This is a genomic window from Arthrobacter sp. 49Tsu3.1M3 (genome assembly GCF_900168135.1).
Taxonomy (GTDB): Bacteria; Actinomycetota; Actinomycetes; order Actinomycetales; family Micrococcaceae; genus Arthrobacter.
Window position 1 is genome coordinate 1 of the sequence record NZ_FUZD01000008.1, and the last position, 16,785, is coordinate 16,785.

Annotated in this window: 16 protein-coding genes; 11 read left to right on the top strand and 5 right to left on the bottom strand. The window is 69.7% G+C overall.

Annotated elements, in window-relative coordinates; all coding sequences use genetic code 11:
- From B5X90_RS10825 to B5X90_RS10840, 4 genes are all read right to left on the bottom strand, one after another.
- The coding region (locus tag B5X90_RS10825; RefSeq protein ID WP_143264717.1) for a DUF222 domain-containing protein at positions 1-1,052 on the bottom strand (1,052 nt) is incomplete at its 3' end.
- A 150-nt stretch (positions 1,053-1,202) separates the two neighbouring features.
- Positions 1,203-1,505, bottom strand: coding sequence for a hypothetical protein (locus B5X90_RS10830; RefSeq protein ID WP_079552845.1), 303 nt, complete (start codon positions 1,503-1,505; stop codon positions 1,203-1,205).
- A 75-nt stretch (positions 1,506-1,580) separates the two neighbouring features.
- Positions 1,581-1,805, bottom strand: coding sequence for a DUF3107 domain-containing protein (locus tag B5X90_RS10835; protein ID WP_028278253.1), 225 nt, complete (start codon positions 1,803-1,805; stop codon positions 1,581-1,583).
- A gap of 61 nt (positions 1,806-1,866) precedes the next feature.
- Complete coding sequence (locus B5X90_RS10840) at positions 1,867-2,586, bottom strand: TetR/AcrR family transcriptional regulator (protein ID WP_372702886.1); 720 nt, start codon at positions 2,584-2,586, stop codon at positions 1,867-1,869.
- 82 nt (positions 2,587-2,668) lie between these two features.
- On the opposite strand from B5X90_RS10840, the gene moeB reads away from it, so the two are divergent.
- Positions 2,669-3,892 carry a molybdopterin-synthase adenylyltransferase MoeB gene (gene moeB, locus B5X90_RS10845; RefSeq protein WP_079552849.1) on the top strand — a complete coding sequence of 408 codons (1,224 nt, stop codon included), beginning with the start codon at positions 2,669-2,671 and terminating at the stop codon, positions 3,890-3,892.
- 85 nt (positions 3,893-3,977) lie between these two features.
- Positions 3,978-5,066: an SDR family NAD(P)-dependent oxidoreductase gene (locus tag B5X90_RS10850; RefSeq protein ID WP_079552851.1), complete on the top strand. Its 1,089-nt coding sequence runs from the start codon at positions 3,978-3,980 to the stop codon at positions 5,064-5,066.
- A gap of 47 nt (positions 5,067-5,113) precedes the next feature.
- Here the strand turns inward: B5X90_RS10850 and B5X90_RS10855 are convergent, their stop codons facing one another.
- Positions 5,114-6,508 carry a glutamyl-tRNA reductase gene (locus B5X90_RS10855; RefSeq protein ID WP_256860180.1) on the bottom strand — a complete coding sequence of 465 codons (1,395 nt, stop codon included), beginning with the start codon at positions 6,506-6,508 and terminating at the stop codon, positions 5,114-5,116.
- 305 nt (positions 6,509-6,813) lie between these two features.
- Here B5X90_RS10855 and hemE point away from each other — a divergent pair, with 305 nt between their 5' ends.
- The 9 genes from hemE to B5X90_RS10900 all read left to right on the top strand — a co-directional run bounded on the left by hemE (position 6,814) and on the right by B5X90_RS10900 (position 16,741).
- Positions 6,814-7,851, top strand: coding sequence for a uroporphyrinogen decarboxylase (gene hemE / locus B5X90_RS10860; RefSeq protein WP_372702887.1), 1,038 nt, complete (start codon positions 6,814-6,816; stop codon positions 7,849-7,851).
- A 4-nt stretch (positions 7,852-7,855) separates the two neighbouring features.
- On the top strand, positions 7,856-9,373 hold the full coding sequence (hemG, locus tag B5X90_RS10865) for a protoporphyrinogen oxidase (RefSeq protein ID WP_079552858.1): 1,518 nt from the start codon (positions 7,856-7,858) through the stop codon (positions 9,371-9,373).
- Positions 9,374-9,585: 212 nt separating this feature from the next.
- On the top strand, positions 9,586-10,449 hold the full coding sequence (locus B5X90_RS10870; protein WP_143264718.1) for a hypothetical protein: 864 nt from the start codon (positions 9,586-9,588) through the stop codon (positions 10,447-10,449).
- A gap of 193 nt (positions 10,450-10,642) precedes the next feature.
- The gene (gene hemQ / locus B5X90_RS10875) at positions 10,643-11,389 is read left to right on the top strand and encodes a hydrogen peroxide-dependent heme synthase (RefSeq protein ID WP_079552863.1); all 747 of its coding nucleotides are present in this window, start codon (positions 10,643-10,645) and stop codon (positions 11,387-11,389) included.
- Positions 11,386-12,681: a ferrochelatase gene (locus tag B5X90_RS10880; protein ID WP_079552865.1), complete on the top strand. Its 1,296-nt coding sequence runs from the start codon at positions 11,386-11,388 to the stop codon at positions 12,679-12,681. Before hemQ ends, B5X90_RS10880 begins: the two co-directional genes overlap by 4 nt.
- Positions 12,678-13,676 carry a hydroxymethylbilane synthase gene (hemC, locus tag B5X90_RS10885; protein ID WP_079552868.1) on the top strand — a complete coding sequence of 333 codons (999 nt, stop codon included), beginning with the start codon at positions 12,678-12,680 and terminating at the stop codon, positions 13,674-13,676. Before B5X90_RS10880 ends, hemC begins: the two co-directional genes overlap by 4 nt.
- Positions 13,677-13,695: 19 nt before the next feature.
- Positions 13,696-14,664, top strand: coding sequence for a uroporphyrinogen-III synthase (locus tag B5X90_RS10890; RefSeq protein ID WP_079552870.1), 969 nt, complete (start codon positions 13,696-13,698; stop codon positions 14,662-14,664).
- Positions 14,661-15,644: a porphobilinogen synthase gene (gene hemB / locus B5X90_RS10895; RefSeq protein WP_079552872.1), complete on the top strand. Its 984-nt coding sequence runs from the start codon at positions 14,661-14,663 to the stop codon at positions 15,642-15,644. Before B5X90_RS10890 ends, hemB begins: the two co-directional genes overlap by 4 nt.
- Positions 15,641-16,741: an LLM class flavin-dependent oxidoreductase gene (locus B5X90_RS10900; protein ID WP_079552874.1), complete on the top strand. Its 1,101-nt coding sequence runs from the start codon at positions 15,641-15,643 to the stop codon at positions 16,739-16,741. Before hemB ends, B5X90_RS10900 begins: the two co-directional genes overlap by 4 nt.
- Positions 16,742-16,785: the final 44 nt, after the last annotated feature.

Genomic DNA, 16,785 nt, shown 5'->3' on the forward strand with positions numbered 1-16,785 from the left:
CCGGTGCGGGGGTTGGTGGCGGTGTTCATCACGGTGATCAGGTGTTCGAACTGGTCCGTGGTGGCGAAGATTTCCAGGTGCTGGAGGCCGTGGCGGGGTTTGCGGAGGAAGGCGCCCTGGAGCTGGCGGAGCAGTTCCTCGGAGGGTTCGGCGCCGTCCTGGTCCAGGGCCTCGGCCCAGCTGCGGCTGACGCGGGCGAGGAAGTCGGCGTCGTTCTCGGCCGCGGTGCGGGTCAGGGCGTGCTCCATCGCCGCCGCGGCCTCGGGGAGGCAGCTGTGCCGGACCCGGTCCAGGGCGAGCGTGATGACGGTCGCGGCCCGGGACGCGACCTCGCCGGCCGCGACGGCGGCTCCGAGCTCCGGGTGCACGGGCGGGACCGGCTGGCCGGCGAGTCCCTGCCGGGGCAGCAGCGCGTCGGCCAGGCAGAGCCGGCGCCTGGCCTCCGCGGCGCCGATCCGCAGCCGCGCCCGCAGGAACTCCACCGTGTTCCGGTACCCGTCATCCAGCACCGATTCCGGCACCGCAGGCGCCGCCGCAACGGACGTGCCGGCGTGAGCCGAGGGGAAGGGGATTCCGGCGGAAGCCGCCCCAACAGGCGTGCCTAGGGGCGCCGCCGCGACAGCCATGCCGGCAGGAGCCGAGGCCAAAGAGTCACCGGCGGGTTCCGCGGTTCCGGGTGCGCCGGTCTGCCACCCGCCGGGGCTTTCGCGCCAGCCGGTGGTCCACGCGGTGACCGCCCCCGCCGCAACCCCAGCCGCAGCCCCCGCGGCCGCGGCGGCGGATCGCTTCCTGGTCCGGTCCACGGCGGCCGCCGCGACGAGCTGCAGATACTCCACCGTGCGGGAGAGTTCCTCCACGCTGCCGGCGAAGTCCGACGCGGCCTGGAATCCCCACGAGCCCGCATCCTGCGCCGCCGTCGAACCCACCGCCCGCAGAGCGGCCAGGGCGGCGTCCATACCGGATGGCCGGGCTGGGGCTGCACCCCGGTCCGTGCCCTGCGCCCCGTCCCCGCAGGCGGTGAATTCCCCGATGAAATCCCTGACGGCTTCCATGGCTCGAGTCTATTTGAGGGCTCCGACAGTATTACATGGACATCATTTCGTACGGCTCACTCGGCCGGACCCCAAACGAACTGTGACCACGCACCCTGTAGGGTGCGTGGTCACAGTTGCGGGCGGAAAACGGCTGCGCGGGCTAACGAGCTAGAGCTTCAGGATGCTGGTGAGCCGCTCGGTGTCCTGCCGCGTCCGGGCCTTGCCGAGATACACCACGGCCGCGATCGAGGCCGCCGTGCCCAGGACCATCGGCAGGATCCACGGGATCCAGGTCAGGCCCGGCTGGTAACCGAATCCAGCCGCTATGAAGATGATCCAGCTGAGCATTCCGACAGATGCAGCAACTCCCGCGGGGACGGCGACGCCGTACTTCTGGTGCCGCTTGTCGTTGGCCCACACCACGAAACCTGCAGCAACGGTCACCATGGCGACCACAATCAGGGAAAGCATTCAGGACACCTCACGCTGGTGAAGAAACGACGATGGAGAAACTGCGATGAAGAAACAGTCGTGGGAAAAACGGGGCTAGAGGGCACCGAAGCCGACGCGGCGGGCCTCTTCTGCGCCGATTTCCACGTAGCCCAGAACATTGGCGGGGACGATCACCAAGCGGCCTTTGTCGTCCGTCAGCCGCAGTTCGCTGCCCTTGGCGATCGCGTCGCCAACTACCTTGGCGACGGCTTCGGCGTCCTGCGCCGATTCGAGGACAATTTCGCGGCCAATGTTTTGAATACCAATCTTTACTTCCACAGCAAGGCCTCCCAGCCAATCAACGTCCAAAAAATGTCTAAGGTCAATCTCTAGTTGTAGTCTAGGTCTCTTTGGGGAAGCGGGAGATTCCGCGCCAAGCTAAACGGTAGATGAGGTCGCTGGCTACATCGAGATCCAGGTTCCCGTCCGTTTCCAGCCAATACCGGGCGCTCACGTGCGCCATTCCGGCGAGTCCGCGGCCCAGCAGCTGGGCCTCCAGTTCAGGCAGTTTGGTGTCCTCAGCGATGACGTGCGCGACGGCGTCGGCAAAGGTCTTGTTGAACGTTTCCAGCCGCGCGCTGACATCGGGATCGTTAATCAGGTCCGATTCGAAGACGAGCCGGTGGGCCTGGTCGTCGTGGGCGATGAAGCGGAAGTAGGCGCGCATGACGGCCTGGACGCGCTCGTCATTGTCGGTGGTGGAGTTCAGGGCGCCAAGCAGGAGGTCGGTCAGCTTGCTGAGGTGGCTGTCCAGCAGAGCCAGGTAGAGGTCCCGCTTGGAGGGGAAGTGCTGGTACAACACCGGCTTGCTGACGTGGGCGGTCTCGGCGATCTCGTCCATGGCGGCACCGTGGTAGCCGTTCGCCACGAAAACTTCCTGCGCGGCCGCCAGCAGCTGCGCCCGGCGTTCGTCGCGGGGGAGGCGGGCCGAGCGCTGTCCGCTCCGAGTCTGCCCTGCCGTCGGCTTGCCGGACTCGTCCCGCTCCAACGGTGCCTGATGAACCACTGTCGGCCTTCTTTCCCTTTTCACCCCATTGCGCGCAATGGCACTCGTCTGCATTTGTACTGAACTACCTTGCACTCAATTACACCTTACGCGCGGGTAATATGACCTGGCGGTATCTTCGGGCATAGATTGAAGTATGGCTTCCAAGTTCACCGCCGCCGGTGCCCCCGCAACCCCCCAGACGAAGCCGGATCCGCGGCCTGGACCGCTGGTCGACCCGGGTTCGGACCTCAGTCCGGACGAGGTGGAGCGCTACTCGCGCCACCTGATCATTCCGGAGATCGGCGCGATCGGCCAGCGACGCCTCAAGAACGCGAAAGTCCTGGTTATCGGCGCCGGTGGCCTCGGCTCCCCGGCCCTGCTCTACCTCGCCGCCGCTGGGGTCGGCACCCTTGGCATCGTCGATGACGACGACGTCGACCTCAGCAACCTCCAACGCCAGATCATCCATGGCGTCGCGGATGTGGGCCGGACGAAAATCGAATCCGCCCGCGACGCCATTACAGCCCTGAACCCGCTCGTGGACGTCCGGCTCCACAACGTCCGGCTCGACGCGTCCAACGCTCTGGAACTCTTTGCCGGCTACGACCTGATCCTCGACGGCGCCGACAACTTTGCCACCCGCTACCTCGTCAACGACGCCGCCGCCATCCTCGGCAAGCCCTACATTTGGGGATCGATTTTCCGTTTCGACGGCCAGGTCAGCGTCTTTTGGGAACAGTTTGGGCCCACCTACCGGGACCTCTACCCCGAGGCGCCACCGCCCGGATCCGTGCCGTCCTGCGGCGAAGGCGGCGTGTTCGGCATGCTGTGCGCCGCCGTCGGAGCGCTGATGGTGACCGAGGCGGTCAAACTGATCACCGGCGTCGGCCGGTCCCTGCTGGGCCGGCTGGCGCTCTATGACGCGCTGGGCGGCACCTGGCGCGAGATCAAGGTGACCCGGGACCCGGCGGCAGCACGAATCACCGAACTAACCGATTACGAGGCCTTCTGCGGGATCACTCCAACGGCGGATGCCGGTACCGAGCACACGGTGACGGCGACCCAGCTCGCCACCATGCTGGCCTCCCGCAAGGCCGGCCTCAAGGACTTCCATCTGGTGGACGTGCGGGAGCAGGGAGAATACGAAATCGTCCGCATTGAGGGGTCGGAGCTGATCCCGCAAGCCCGCATCCTTGCCGGCGAGGCGTGGCAGGAACTGCCCCAGGATGCCGAAATTGTCTTCCACTGCAAGGCCGGAACACGATCCGCCGCCGTCCTGTCCGCAGCCCGCGCCGCCGGGTACGAGCGCGTCAGCCACCTCGAAGGCGGCATTCTCGCCTGGGTTCGGGACGTGGAACCCGGGAAACCGGTGTACTGAGCCGTGGCGGGCCATATGGCCGGCAAAACCGCGATACCGCACAACACGCTCCGCCGAGCGGCGCCCTAAAACGAAAGGCTTGGTCATGAGCGAGGAAAATGCCGTTAGCCCGGACGACACAGTGACGTCCCAGCGGAAGATTGGCTCCGGGTTCGGCCGGGATTCGACGGCGGCCGACGTCATCGCCGGCATCGACCTGACCGGGAAGACCGCAATTGTCACGGGCGGCTACTCGGGGCTGGGCCTGGAGACCGTGCGGGCGCTGGCCTCCGCCGGCGCCACCGTCGTGGTGCCGGCACGGCGGCCTGAGCATGCCCGCGACGTCCTGGCCGCGGCGGGGCTGACGCCGGCAACGGCTGGGGGCGGCGTCAGCGTCGCCGAGCTGGACCTCGCGGACCTGGCCAGTGTGAAGGAATTCGCCGCCGGCTTCCTGGCCGGCCCGGCCGCCGGAACGTCACCTGCGGCGGCGCCTGACGCGGCGCCTGCAACCGGGCCGGGCTCAGGCCGCAGCCTGGACATCCTCATCAACAACGCCGCCATCATGGCAAGTCCGGAGCGCAGGGTGGGACCCGGCTGGGAATCACAGTTCGCCACGAACCACCTGGGTCATTTTGCCTTGACCAACCTGCTGTGGCCGGCGCTTGCCGCGGCGCAGGGGGCCCGCGTGGTGGCGCTGTCCTCGACCGGCCACAAGCTCTCGGCCATTCGCTTCGATGACATCAATTTCGACGCCGGCTACGACAAGTGGCGTGCCTACGGCCAGGCCAAGACGGCGAACGCGCTTTTCGCCGTCCAGCTCGATGCCCTGGGCCGGAACTTTGGCGTGCGCGCGTTCGCCGTACATCCCGGCGGGATCATGACGGAGCTGCAACGGCACCTGCCACGGGAAGAGATGATCGCCGCGGGCTGGATGGACGAGCACGGCAAGCTCGACCCGCGGTTCAAGACACCCGCGCAGGGCGCCGCCACCTCGGTCTGGGCCGCGACGGCGCCGGCGCTCCAAGGAATGGGCGGCGTTTACTGCGAGGACTGCGACATCGCCGAAGCCACGGTGCCGGGATCGCCCGAAGCCAGGATCAGGGGAGTGGATGCCCACGCAGTGGACCGTGAGGCGGCCAGACGGCTGTGGCAGGTGTCGGCCGAAATGACCGGGATCAACGCTTTCCCCGGATAATCCAGGGAAAGCCGCGGCGCGGGGAGCCACGTGGAGGCGCGGGGCAGCTACGCGGTTTCGCGGATGTCGCCCGCTGCGGGGCCGAGGTCGCCGGGGTTGTGGGCGCCCGGGCTATGGACAACAGTGTTGTGGTCCACGGGGCACGCGGCCCCGGAACCGGCTGCACCTGCAACCGTTGCGCCGGCGGTGGGCTCCACCGTGATGCCGTACAGCGCCTCAAGACCGGCAATGTAGGCGTCCTGCTGTCCGTTGGAGGCCAGTTCGCGGGCCCGGACGGTGGGGACGTGGAGAAGCTGTTTCACCATGCGGCGCAGGGCAAATTCGACTTCTTCGGCGGCAGCCGTGCAACCGTGCCGGGCCCGGACCTTTTCCATTTCCGCATCCAGGACGTTCATCGTGTGGCGGCGCAAGGCGACGATCGCCGAGTCGACGCTCCTGGCCTCGCGCTCCTGCTCAAAGGCACTGGCCGCCCCGGCCACGATGCTGCTGGCCTGTTCGAGCGACTCGGCCTGTTCCTGCGGTGCGGCCAGCCGGACCGATTCCAGCGTAAGCAGTTCGACGCCGTCGAGGTCGCCGACCGCGGGGTCGAAGTCATGGGTCAGTGCGAGGTCGATCGCGATCAGCGGCTGGGGCGAGTTCGCCCGGATCCGGGCGAGTTCGTCCGCTTCGACCCGGCTGTCGGAGCCGCTGCAGCCGATCATGACGTCGGCCCCGGCAACTGCACCCGGAAGCGTGTCCTCGTCCAGTGCCGTGCCGCCCCGGGTGGCGACGAAGCTGGCGGCGCGGCCGGAGGAGGAATAGACAGAAACGTCGGTGCAGCCGCGTTCGCGCAGCAGGGACATGGTGGCACCGGCGTAGGCGCCGGTCCCGAAGACGACAGCTTTCTTGGCGGACCAGTCCGGGTTTTCCGACAGGTCAGTGGCGAGGTCCAGGGCCACGGAGACGATGGAGAGCCCGCGCGAACCCAACGCCGTCTGGGCGCCGACGTCCTTCGCGGTCTTGGACGCGGCCTGGAACAGCCGGACCAGGCCGGAGCTGGCGGTGCCCTCGTGCTGGGCCGTGATCAAGGCGCGGCGCACCTGCCCGGCAATTTCCCGTTCGCCCACCACGGCGGAGTCCAGCCCGGAGCTGACCGAGAAGAGGTGCTGGCTGACCTCGGCGCCGGTGCGGGTGCTGAAGGCGCGGGATACGAGCTGATCGTTGAGTCCGCTGGCGCCGCTGATGTGGGTGATGAGGGCCGCCCGGGCCGCGGCGACGGCGTCCGGATGGGGGGCTTCACCATAGATTTCAAGGCGGTTGCAGGTGGCAAGGACAACGGCACCCGCCACGGCCGGCGACCCGGCGAGGGCGGATGTGGCGACACCTGAAGCACCGGTGCTCAACTGAGCAACGGTTTCGAGGTCGATGTCGGCGTGTGTAGCCACCAATGAAAAAAGAACCACAGCACCACCATCATAGCTTTTTCGCGCCCGTGTAGAACAACTGTCCGGGCGTGGGCTCAGGCACCCGGGCCTGTGATTCCCGCCACGACGCGGCACTGGGGGCCGGTGTCAGAGCCGGCGTGACAGGCTGTCGTTATCTTTTGGGCGCAAATTTGGGCACAATCGAAGTCATGACTCCAAGCGCTGCGGCACGTGCCGGCACGACCCCATTCAGTACGTCCGACAACGGCGCAGCCGGCAATGCAGCCAACGACGCCGCCGCCACAGACGGCGCCGCCCGCGGCCTCGACGCCAGCCACCCGCTGATGGACGGCCGCACCGCGGATTCCCCACTGATCACCGCCTACCGCGGCGGCAAGCCCTCCCGCCGTCCCGTCTGGTTCATGCGCCAGGCCGGCCGCTCGCTGCCCGAATACCTCAAGGTCCGTGAGGGCGTCGCGATGCTGGACTCGTGCCTGCGCCCCGAGCTGGCTTCCGAGATCACCCTGCAGCCGGTCCGCCGCCATGACGTGGATGCCGCCATCTTCTTCTCTGACATTGTCATCCCGCTCAAGCTGGCCGGCGTCGGTGTGGACATCGTGCCCGGCGTCGGACCGGTCCTGGACAAACCGGTCCGCACGGCCGCGGACGTTGCCGCCCTGCCGCAGCTGACCTCGGAGGCCTTGGAACCCATCCGCGAAGCCGTCCGGCTCACGGTGGCCGAGCTCGGCAGCACCCCGCTGATCGGCTTCGCCGGTGCGCCCTTTACCCTCGCCGCGTACATGGTGGAAGGCAAGCCTTCCCGCGACCACCTCGGCCCGCGCACCATGATGCACGCCGACCCCGGGACGTGGACTGCCCTGGCCAACTGGGCCGCCGATGCCTCGGGGATGTTCCTCCGCGCACAGCTGGAAGCCGGCGCCTCCGCCGGCCAGCTCTTCGACTCCTGGGCCGGTTCGCTGGGACTGGCCGACTACCAGCGCTTCGTTGCGCCGGCGTCGTCCCGTGCCCTGGACCATGTCCGGCACCTAGGCGCACCCCTGATCCACTTCGGCACCGGCACCTCGGAACTGCTCGTCGCGATGCGCGACGTCGGCGTCGACGTCGTGGGGGTCGATTACCGGCTGCCCCTGGACGAAGCCAACCGCCGCCTCGGCGGCACTGTCCCGCTGCAGGGCAACATCGACCCGGCACTGCTTTCGGCGCCGTGGGAAGTCCTCGAAGCCCACGTACGCGACGTGATCGCGGCCGGCTCCGCGGCGCCCGGGCACGTCCTGAACCTCGGCCACGGCGTGCCGCCGGAGACGGACCCCGAGGTGCTCACGCGCGTGGTCGAACTCATCCACTCCATCGCTCCGGAGTAGGGGCGTGGACGCAGGCGCCGCCGGGACTCCCGTGGAAGGCACCGCCGTCGTGATCGGGGGCGGGATTTCCGGACTGCTTGCGGCACGGGAATTCGCCCGGGCCGGGGTCCGCACCATCGTTTTGGAGGCCGGCGAGGCCTGGGGCGGCTGCGTCGGCAGCCATACGGTGGCCGGACTGACCCTGGACAGCGGCGCGGAGTCTTTCGCCACCCGCACCGCCGCCGTAGCCGATCTCGCCACGGAGCTGGGGCTGGCCGGCGAGATCGTCGCGCCGAACCCCGGCGGGGCCTGGGTCCAGTTGCCTGACGGCCCCCGGGAACTGCCCAAGACCGGTGTTCTGGGCATCCCGGCGAGCCCGTGGGACCCGGAAGTCCGCCGGTCGCTGGGCCTGCTGGGGTCCCTCCGCGCCTCCGTCGACGCCGTGCTGCCGGCCTCGCTGGGCACCGCCGACGGGGCAACGAGCGTGTCTGCCTTGGTCCGCCGTCGGATGGGCAGGCGGGTCCTGGACCGGCTCGTCGCACCGGTGGTCGGCGGCGTCCACTCGGCCGATCCCTCACTTCTCGACGTCGACATGGTGGCCCCCGGTCTGCGGGCCGGCATCCGTCAGCACGGTTCCCTCGCCGCCGCCGTCGCGGCCCAGCGCAGGGGAGCGGCAGCCGCCACGGGCGGACCTTCCGGACCGTCCGGATCGGGCCAGGCCGGCGGGCTCCAGAAGGCCGGTTCCGCCGTCGCCGGGCTGCGCGGCGGCATGCACACCCTCGTCGCCGCCCTGCTGGCCGATCTGCGTCAGCGCGGAGTCACCCTGCTGCCCGGCACCGCGGCCCGGTCAGTGCGGCGCACAGCCGACGGCTGGCGCGTGGCCACAGACCAGACCACTTTCGACGCCGGGCTCCTCGCGGTTGCGGTCGAGGGTCCCGACGCCGTCAGGCTGCTTGAGGAGTCCCTGCCGGAACTTGCCGGCCACTGCCCCGATGCCGGACCCGACGTCAGCCTTGTCACGCTCGTAGTGGACCTCCCGGCCCTCGACGCGGCGCCACGCGGCACCGGCGTGCTTGTTGCGCCGCAGAGCCCGGGGGTGCAGGCCAAGGCGCTGACGCACGCCACCGCCAAATGGGCGTGGCTGGCGGAGCAGGCAGGCCCGGGGCGGCATGTGCTCCGGCTGTCCTACGGGCGGAGCGCAGCTCCCGGGGCTGTTACTCCCGGTCCGGCGCCGGACTCCCGCCTCGGCGGACTGGCCGCGGCGCCGCGCTCTGACGATGAACTTTTCCGCGCTGCCCTAGCTGATGCGTCGGCCCTTCTGGCGGTGCCAGTCGGCGCCGGGGACGTGGCCGATTGGGACGTGGTCCGCTGGGCCGGCGCGCTGCCGTTTGCGTCCCTGGGCCACAGGCAGCGCGTCGCGGCCGTCCGGAGCATCTGCGCCGCGGACGGCACGCTTGCCGTAGTGGGTGGCTGGCTGTCCGGCAATGGCCTGGCAGCGATAGTGGCCGACACTCCGCAGCAGGTCCGCACCCTGCTGTCCTGACCGTTGTCCTGAACGCGGCTGCCCTGGATTTGGTGGCCCTGAATTTGGCTGTCGCGAACGAGGCTTCTGAGTCCCAAGCGCACCTTCCGTCACTGGAATCACAGCGGTTTCAAAGGCACCCTGAACCCCTCCGGTCCCGGCGGTTTCGTGCCGGAAATTCGCGGTTTTTGCAAGTTTTTCCTGCTGGTCGATTCCGGCTAGGCTCGATGACCATGTTTATTTTCAGGTCCAAGGTGTCAACAACGAAGACCGGCCGCCTTCGGGGCCTTCGAAGCGGCGCGGCGGCGGTCGTGCTCGGGGCGGCACTGGCTGGCACCGCCGGGGCTCCTGCCTCGCAGGCGGCCACCGGGTTGTCCCCGGCGGCGTCCACCGCACCTTCGGCGCAGGGTTCGCTGACCCTCGGCCTCGACGACGTGCTGAACAGCCTGCTGGGCTCGTCGACGACGCCGGGCCCCTCGCCGTCCTCCGGCTCGGGCGAGTCCTCCCCGTCGCAGCCGTCGCCCTCGCATGGCAGCAGCCCGGAACCCAGCGACCCCGAGCCCAGCGAGCCGGAACCCAGCGACCCGGAACCCAGCGACCCCGAACCCAGCACTCCCGAACCCACGGCCCCGCGCACCAGTACCCCGCCGCCGTCGAGCACCCCGCCCGCGAAGGCTGCGCCGCCCGCCGGGCCGCAGGACCCCGCCGCGCCGCCCGCCGCCCCGGCTCCGGGAGCTCCCGCTGCAGGCGGAGCCGCCGGTTCTGCTCCCACCGGGCAGGCCCCCGACCGTCCGGCACCGGGCAGCCCGGCTGCCGAGCCACGGTCCGGCACCGCGGTGCCGGACGCGGGCAACGGTGCCGGCGCGTCGACGTCGGCCTCGAAGTCGGCCACACCGCAGCCGTCCCCAACCGGTTCCAACGCGGCCGGCTGGACCCAGGCGCCGGCTCCGGCCAAGGGCCACTCCGGCAACTCCTCCCTCGAGGCAACCTCGACGTTGGAACCGGCCGGGCTGTCCCCGCTGGTCGGCTGGGGCATCGGCCTGGTGGCGCTCTCGCTCGGCGCCGGCGCCGCGGTCCTCCGGATGCGCCGGAGCTGACACGACCCGCCTCCCGCGGACCCGCCCCCGCCTGCAGACCCGCGTCCCGCGGACGGCACCCTGCCACGCGCCCCCGCCACCCGCGGATCCGCCACCCGCGTACGTGTCCCCCGCATGTGAAATAAAGCACTTCTACGCGTTGTAGAAGTGCTTTTTTTCGACTTAGCTGGGGAGAGGGGGCAGACTGGTATGCATGAGCCACACTTCTGCCGAATCTGTCACTAAAACCGGAATGTCAGCCCCCGGAGAATCAGTCGCCGGGGCATCGGCGCCCGAAGATTCAACTGAGCAGTTCTTCACCCTTTGGACCGTATTCAAGCGGTCAGCGGACATCCTGCGCGGCGCCGATGCCGCTGAGGACTTCGACGCCTTGATGAAAAGCCTCGCCGACGCCGGAGTTGTCCACCGCGGCAGCTACGACGTCTCGGCGATGCGGGCCGACGCGGACATCATGGTCTGGCTGCACGGTCCCCGGCCGGAAGCGCTGCAGCGGGCAGTGCGGGACATCCGGCGCAGCAAGCTGTTCGCCGGCACCGAGATCGTCTGGTCCGCCATGGGCGTGCACCGCGAGGCCGAGTTCGCCAAGAACCACACCCCGGCGTTCTCCCGCGGCGTGGAACCGGCGGAATGGCTGTGTGTCTACCCGTTTGTCCGCTCCTACGAGTGGTACCTGCTGCCGGACGCCGAGCGCGGCGCCATGCTCCGCGACCACGGCCTGCTGGGCCGCGACTTCCCCCAGGTCATCTCCAACACCGTCTCCTCCTTCGCCCTCGGCGACTGGGAATGGATCCTCGGACTGGAAGCCCCCGAGCTCGTGGACCTGGTGGACCTGATGCGCCACCTGCGCGCCACCGAAGCCAGGCACCACGTTCGGGAGGAAATCCCGTTCTACACCGGCCGCCGCGTCAGCGCCGCCGAGATCGCCGAGGTCCTCGCATGAGCCCGCTAGATCCGCAGGAATCCGCCGCCTCGGTTACCGCCGTGAACACCGTCACCGAGGCCGGCCGGATGGCCCCCAAGGAGTACGACGCCGTACTCCTGGCCTCGTTCGGCGGCCCCGAAGGCCAGGAGGACGTGATCCCGTTCCTCCGCAACGTCACCCGCGGCCGCGGCATCCCCGATGAACGGCTCGAAGAGGTCTCGCACCACTACCGCGCCAACGGCGGCATCAGCCCCATCAACGAACAGAACCGTCAGCTCAAGGCCGGCCTCGAGGCCGAACTTGCCTCCCGCGGCATCGCGCTGCCGGTGTTCTGGGGCAACCGCAACTGGGACCCGTACATCCCGCAAACCCTGCAGGAGATCTACGACGCCGGCCACCGCAAGGTGCTCATGCTCACCACGAGCGCCTACTCCTGTTACTCCAGCTGCCGCCAGTACCGCGAGGACATCGGCATGGCGCTGACCGAAACCGGGCTCGATGGCAAGCTCGAGGTCGACAAGGTACGCCAGTACTTCGACCACCCCGGCTTCGTGGAGCCCTTCATCGAGGGCACCGCCGCAGGCCTCGCCGACGTCCGTGCCCAGCTGGCCGCGGCCGGCACCCCGGACGCCCCCGTGCACATCCTGTTCGCGACGCACTCCATCCCGACCCGCGACGCCGAGGCCGCCGGCCGGTCCGAGGGCGAGCCGCGCACTTTTGAGGAAGACTCCGCCTACGCCGCACAGCACCTGGCCTCCGGCACGGAGATCATCCGCCGGGTGGAAGACGAGACGGGCCTGACCGCACCCTGGTCCCTCGTCTACCAGTCCCGCTCCGGCGCCCCGCACGTGCCGTGGCTCGAACCGGACATCAACGACGCCATCGAGGACCTCGCAGGCCAGGGCGTCAAGGGCATCGTGATTGTGCCGCTGGGCTTTGTCAGCGACCACATGGAAGTGGTCTGGGACCTGGACACCGAGGCGCTTGAGACCTGCGCCCGGCTGGAACTGGCCGCAACCCGCGTCCCCACGCCAGGAACGCACCGCAAGTTCATCGCCGGGCTCGTGGACCTCATCTGCGAGCGGACCGTCGCGAACAACATTGCCGAGCGGCCGCACCTGACCAAGCTCGGCCCCTGGTACGACGTCTGCCGTCCCGGCTGCTGCGCGAACTTCCGCGGCGAAAAGCCCACCATCGCAGGGGCCGACACCACCGTCGGGACCGGACACGATCTTTACCCGGCCGCATCTGTTGCTTCGGGCACGGCGGCGGCCACGGCTGCTACGGCGGCGGGCCAGGGGACCGCATGAGCGTCCGGATCGGCACGCGCGCCAGCAAACTCGCCCTGACCCAGACCCAGCAGACCGCGGACCAGCTGGCCGCCGTCGGCGGGTTCCCCGTGGAGCTCGTCCATATCCGGACCGACGGGGACGTCCTCAAAGGCTCGCTGTCCCAGATGGGCGGTACCGGCGTCTTCGTCGCCGCGCTCCGCGACGCCCTGTTGCAGGGGACCTGCGATATAGCCGTGCATTCGCTCAAGGACCTCCCGACCGGCCCGGCCCTCGGCCTGAGCCTCGCGGCCACGCCCCAACGCGTTGACGTCCGGGACGTGCTGTGCGCCCGCGACGGGCTGAAGCTCGCCGACCTGCCGAGCGGCGCGAGCGTCGGCACCGGCTCCCCGCGCCGCGCTGCCCAGCTCCGCGCCGTGCGTCCGGACCTGGACATCCGCGACATCCGCGGCAACGTGGACACCCGGCTGGGACGCGTTCCCGGGTTGTCGGGCAACACGAACGATGCCGTCGTTGTCGGCAAGTCAAACGACCTCGACGCCGTCGTTCTCGCAGCCGCCGGACTGCACCGGATCGGCCGGCTCGACGCGGTCAGCGAATACCTCGAGACGGACATCATGCTGCCGGCCGCCGGGCAGGGTGCCTTGGCGATCGAATGCCGCACCGCCGACGCTCCCCGCAGGGCCGGGTCCACGGAAGGCTCCCAGGGCGTGCTGGCGCAGGCCCTCGCGGCCCTCGATGATCCGGACACCCGGCTCGCCGTCACAGCTGAACGGGCTTTGCTGGCCCGGCTGGAGGCCGGATGCGCCGCCCCGGTGGGCGCCTACGCCTACCGCAAGGGCAGCATGCTGTATCTCGAAGCGGTGGTCTGCGCCGTCGACGGCACAGCAACCGTCCGCGACAAGAAGGCCACCGACGGCCTCACCGAGGTCGGGGCAACGCTGCTCGGGATCGAGCTGGCGGAAGTCCTGCTGGCCCGCGGCGCCGCGGACATCGCAGACCTGGCAGCTTCCTGAACCGCGGATCCACCACCTCATGGCACGGCACAGCGACCGCAACCACACGGCCGGCCCAACCGGCATGAGGGTGCCGGAGGGCGCCCGCGTGCTGGTTGCCCGCAGCCCGGACCGCGCGGGGGAGCTCGTCACGGCCCTCCGCCGTGTCGGTGCCGAGCCGTTGCTGCTCCCGCTGATTGACTTTGAGCAGGCCAGCGACCAGCACTCCCTCGACGTCGCCTTCGACGCACTCGGCGCGGGGGCCTACACGTGGCTCGTGATCAGCAGCGTGACCACGGTCCAGGCACTTGAGGCGAAAGCCGCGGAACGCGGCGCCTCCCTCAGCAGCTGGCTGCCCGGCAGCATCCTTGTGGCCACGATCGGCCCGGCGACCCGCCGTGAGCTGGAGTCCCGGGGCATCAGCGTCGACCTTGCACCTACGGGCCAGCAATCCGGCACGGGCCTGCTCGACATCTGGCCCGCGAACCAGGGCAGCGTGCTCCTGCCCCAGGCGGACATAGCAGACCCGCGGCTCCGCAAGGGCCTCGAGGGCCGCGGTGCGGCCGTCCAGGCCGTCACCGCGTACAACACCGTCGACTATCCTGCCGATCCGCGCCGGGCCCTGCCCGCATTCCCGCCGGCTGCGCCGCAGGCGGCCTTGACGCAGGGGAGCAGTCCGGCCGGGCAGGGCGCGCCGCCGCCCACCGTGCTCACCACGGCCGAGGCGAAAGCCGAAATCGGTGCCGGACGGCTGCACGCCGTCGTCGCCGCCTCGCCCAGCGCCGCCCGCCGCATCCACGCGGACCTTGCTCCGCTGGGCACCTGCCGTTTCGTCGCCATCGGACGCTCGACGGCGGCCGAGGCGGCCTCCCTCGGACTCAGCGTCGACGCCGTCGCCGAAGAGCCGACGGCGTCCGGCCTGGTTGCCGCCGTCGTCCGGTCCCTTGACCACCAGCAGGCCCCACCTCATCCGTCAGCCGCAGAGCCCTCAGCAAAGGACACCATATGAGCTTCCCGACCCACCGCCCCCGCCGGCTCCGCACCACCCCGGCCATGCGCCGGCTGACGGCCGAACACCGGCTCTCAGCCTCGGAGCTCATCCTGCCGGCCTTCATCCGCGAAGGCCTGAATGAGCCCAACCCGATCGCCTCGATGCCCGGCGTGCAGCAGCACACCACCGATTCGCTCCGGCGTGCCGCGGCCGAGGCTGTCCAGCTGGGCGTCGGCGGCATCATGCTGTTCGGCGTCCCCGCCGTCCGGGACGCGCGCGGGACGGCGTCGCTGGACCCCGACGGCGTGCTGAACAAGGCCATCCGGGACGTCCGCGCCGAAGTCGGCGACGAGCTCGTGGTCATGAGCGACGTGTGCCTCGACGAATTCACCGACCACGGCCACTGCGGTGTCCTGGACGCCAACGGCTACGTCGACAACGATGCCACCCTGGAAATCTACGGCCAGATGGCGGTCGCCCAGGCCGACGCCGGCGCCCACGTCCTGGGACCGTCGGGCATGATGGACGGCCAGGTCGCCGTGATCCGGCAGGCGCTGGAGGACGGCGGGCACGCCAACACCGCGATCGTGGCCTACGCCGCGAAATACGCCTCCGCGTTCTACGGCCCGTTCCGCGAGGCCGTCGACTCGCAGCTGACCGGCGACCGCCGCACCTACCAGATGGACGCCGCCAACCGCCGGGAGGCCATCCTCGAGGTGGACCTGGACCTGGCCGAAGGCGCCGACATGGTCATGGTGAAGCCTGCCATGAGCTACCTGGACATCCTCGCCGACGTCGCCGCCATGAGCCCGGTCCCCGTGGCCGCCTACCAGATTTCCGGCGAGTACTCGATGATCGAGGCTGCCGCCGCAAACGGCTGGATCGACCGCCGGGCCGCCATCACCGAGTCCGTCCTGGGCATCAAACGCGCCGGCGCCAACATGGTGCTGACCTACTGGGCAAGCGAGCTCGCCGGCTGGCTGAAGGAAACCCGATGAGCACGGCTCCCGAATCCGCGAACGCCCCGCTCAATTCCACACCCACAGCGCCGGTGGGGCCCAACCGCATCCTCCTGGGCCTGAACACCTTCGGCGACGTCGGGGTCTTCCCGGACGGCCATCCCGTCCCGCACGCCCAGGTGCTGCGCCAGCTCCTGGAACAGGCTGAACTCGCGGACCAGATCGGCCTGCACGCCTTCGCGGTGGGGGAGCACCACCGCCGCGACTTCGCGGTCTCCGCCCCGGAGGTGTTCCTGGCCGCGGCGGCCGCCCGCACCAAGAACATCCGGCTCGGCTCGGCCGTGACAGTGCTCAGCTCCGATGACCCGATCCGGGTGTTCCAGCGCTTTGCCACCGTGGACGCCATCTCCGGCGGCCGGGCGGAGGTCATGCTGGGCCGGGGGTCCTTCATCGAGTCCTTCCCGCTGTTCGGCCTCGACCTGGCGGACTACGAGGTCCTGTTCGAGGAAAAGCTCGAGCTCTTCGACAAGGTCCGGGCGCAGAAACCGGTCCACTGGGAGGGACGTACCCGGCCGGCCATCAGCGGCCTGAGCGTCTATCCGCCGCTGGAACACCACCTGCTGCCGACCTGGATCGGTGTCGGCGGGACCCCCGAGTCGGTGCTGCGCTGCGCCGAGTACGGCTACCCGATCATTTTCGCGATCATTGGCGGGCAGCCGCGGTCCTTCGCGCCCCTGGCCAACCTTTACCGTGAGGCCATGGGCAAGTACGGGCATCCGATGCAGCAGATGGCCACGCATTCGCCCGGCCACGTTGCCGCCACGGATGAGGAAGCCCGCGAGGAGTTCTTCCCGCACTGGCTGCAGCAGCGGAACCGGATCGGGGCCGAACGCGGCTGGGGCCCGGCCAGCCGGGGCGAGTTCGACGCGATGTGTACGCCCGAGGGAGCCCTCTACGTCGGGTCGCCGGAAACCGTGGCCGCGAAGATCGCCCTGCTCAAAAAGAACCTGGGCGTGGACCGCTTTGATCTCAAGTACAGCAACGGCACCCTGCCGCACACGGCCATGATGCGCTCCATTGAACTGTTCGGCACCGAAGTGGCGCCCCGCGTGGCCGCGCTTCTGGCCGGGAACTGAACTGGCCGCGAACTGACCTCGCCGCGAACTGAAAGAATAGGAAC

What these genes read in the sequence shown, in the direction of transcription:
- B5X90_RS10830 (WP_079552845.1), bottom strand. Translation starts at nt 1,505, where the DNA reads ATGCTTTCCCTGATTGTGGTCGCCATGGTGACCGTTGCTGCAGGTTTC.
- B5X90_RS10840 (WP_372702886.1), bottom strand. Translation starts at nt 2,586, where the DNA reads ATGCAGACGAGTGCCATTGCGCGCAATGGGGTGAAAAGGGAAAGAAGG.
- moeB (WP_079552849.1), top strand. Translation starts at nt 2,669, where the DNA reads ATGGCTTCCAAGTTCACCGCCGCCGGTGCCCCCGCAACCCCCCAGACG.
- B5X90_RS10850 (WP_079552851.1), top strand. Translation starts at nt 3,978, where the DNA reads ATGAGCGAGGAAAATGCCGTTAGCCCGGACGACACAGTGACGTCCCAG.
- hemE (WP_372702887.1), top strand. Translation starts at nt 6,814, where the DNA reads ATGGACGGCCGCACCGCGGATTCCCCACTGATCACCGCCTACCGCGGC.
- B5X90_RS10870 (WP_143264718.1), top strand. Translation starts at nt 9,586, where the DNA reads ATGTTTATTTTCAGGTCCAAGGTGTCAACAACGAAGACCGGCCGCCTT.
- hemQ (WP_079552863.1), top strand. Translation starts at nt 10,643, where the DNA reads ATGAGCCACACTTCTGCCGAATCTGTCACTAAAACCGGAATGTCAGCC.
- B5X90_RS10880 (WP_079552865.1), top strand. Translation starts at nt 11,386, where the DNA reads ATGAGCCCGCTAGATCCGCAGGAATCCGCCGCCTCGGTTACCGCCGTG.
- hemC (WP_079552868.1), top strand. Translation starts at nt 12,678, where the DNA reads ATGAGCGTCCGGATCGGCACGCGCGCCAGCAAACTCGCCCTGACCCAG.
- B5X90_RS10890 (WP_079552870.1), top strand. Translation starts at nt 13,696, where the DNA reads ATGGCACGGCACAGCGACCGCAACCACACGGCCGGCCCAACCGGCATG.
- hemB (WP_079552872.1), top strand. Translation starts at nt 14,661, where the DNA reads ATGAGCTTCCCGACCCACCGCCCCCGCCGGCTCCGCACCACCCCGGCC.
- B5X90_RS10900 (WP_079552874.1), top strand. Translation starts at nt 15,641, where the DNA reads ATGAGCACGGCTCCCGAATCCGCGAACGCCCCGCTCAATTCCACACCC.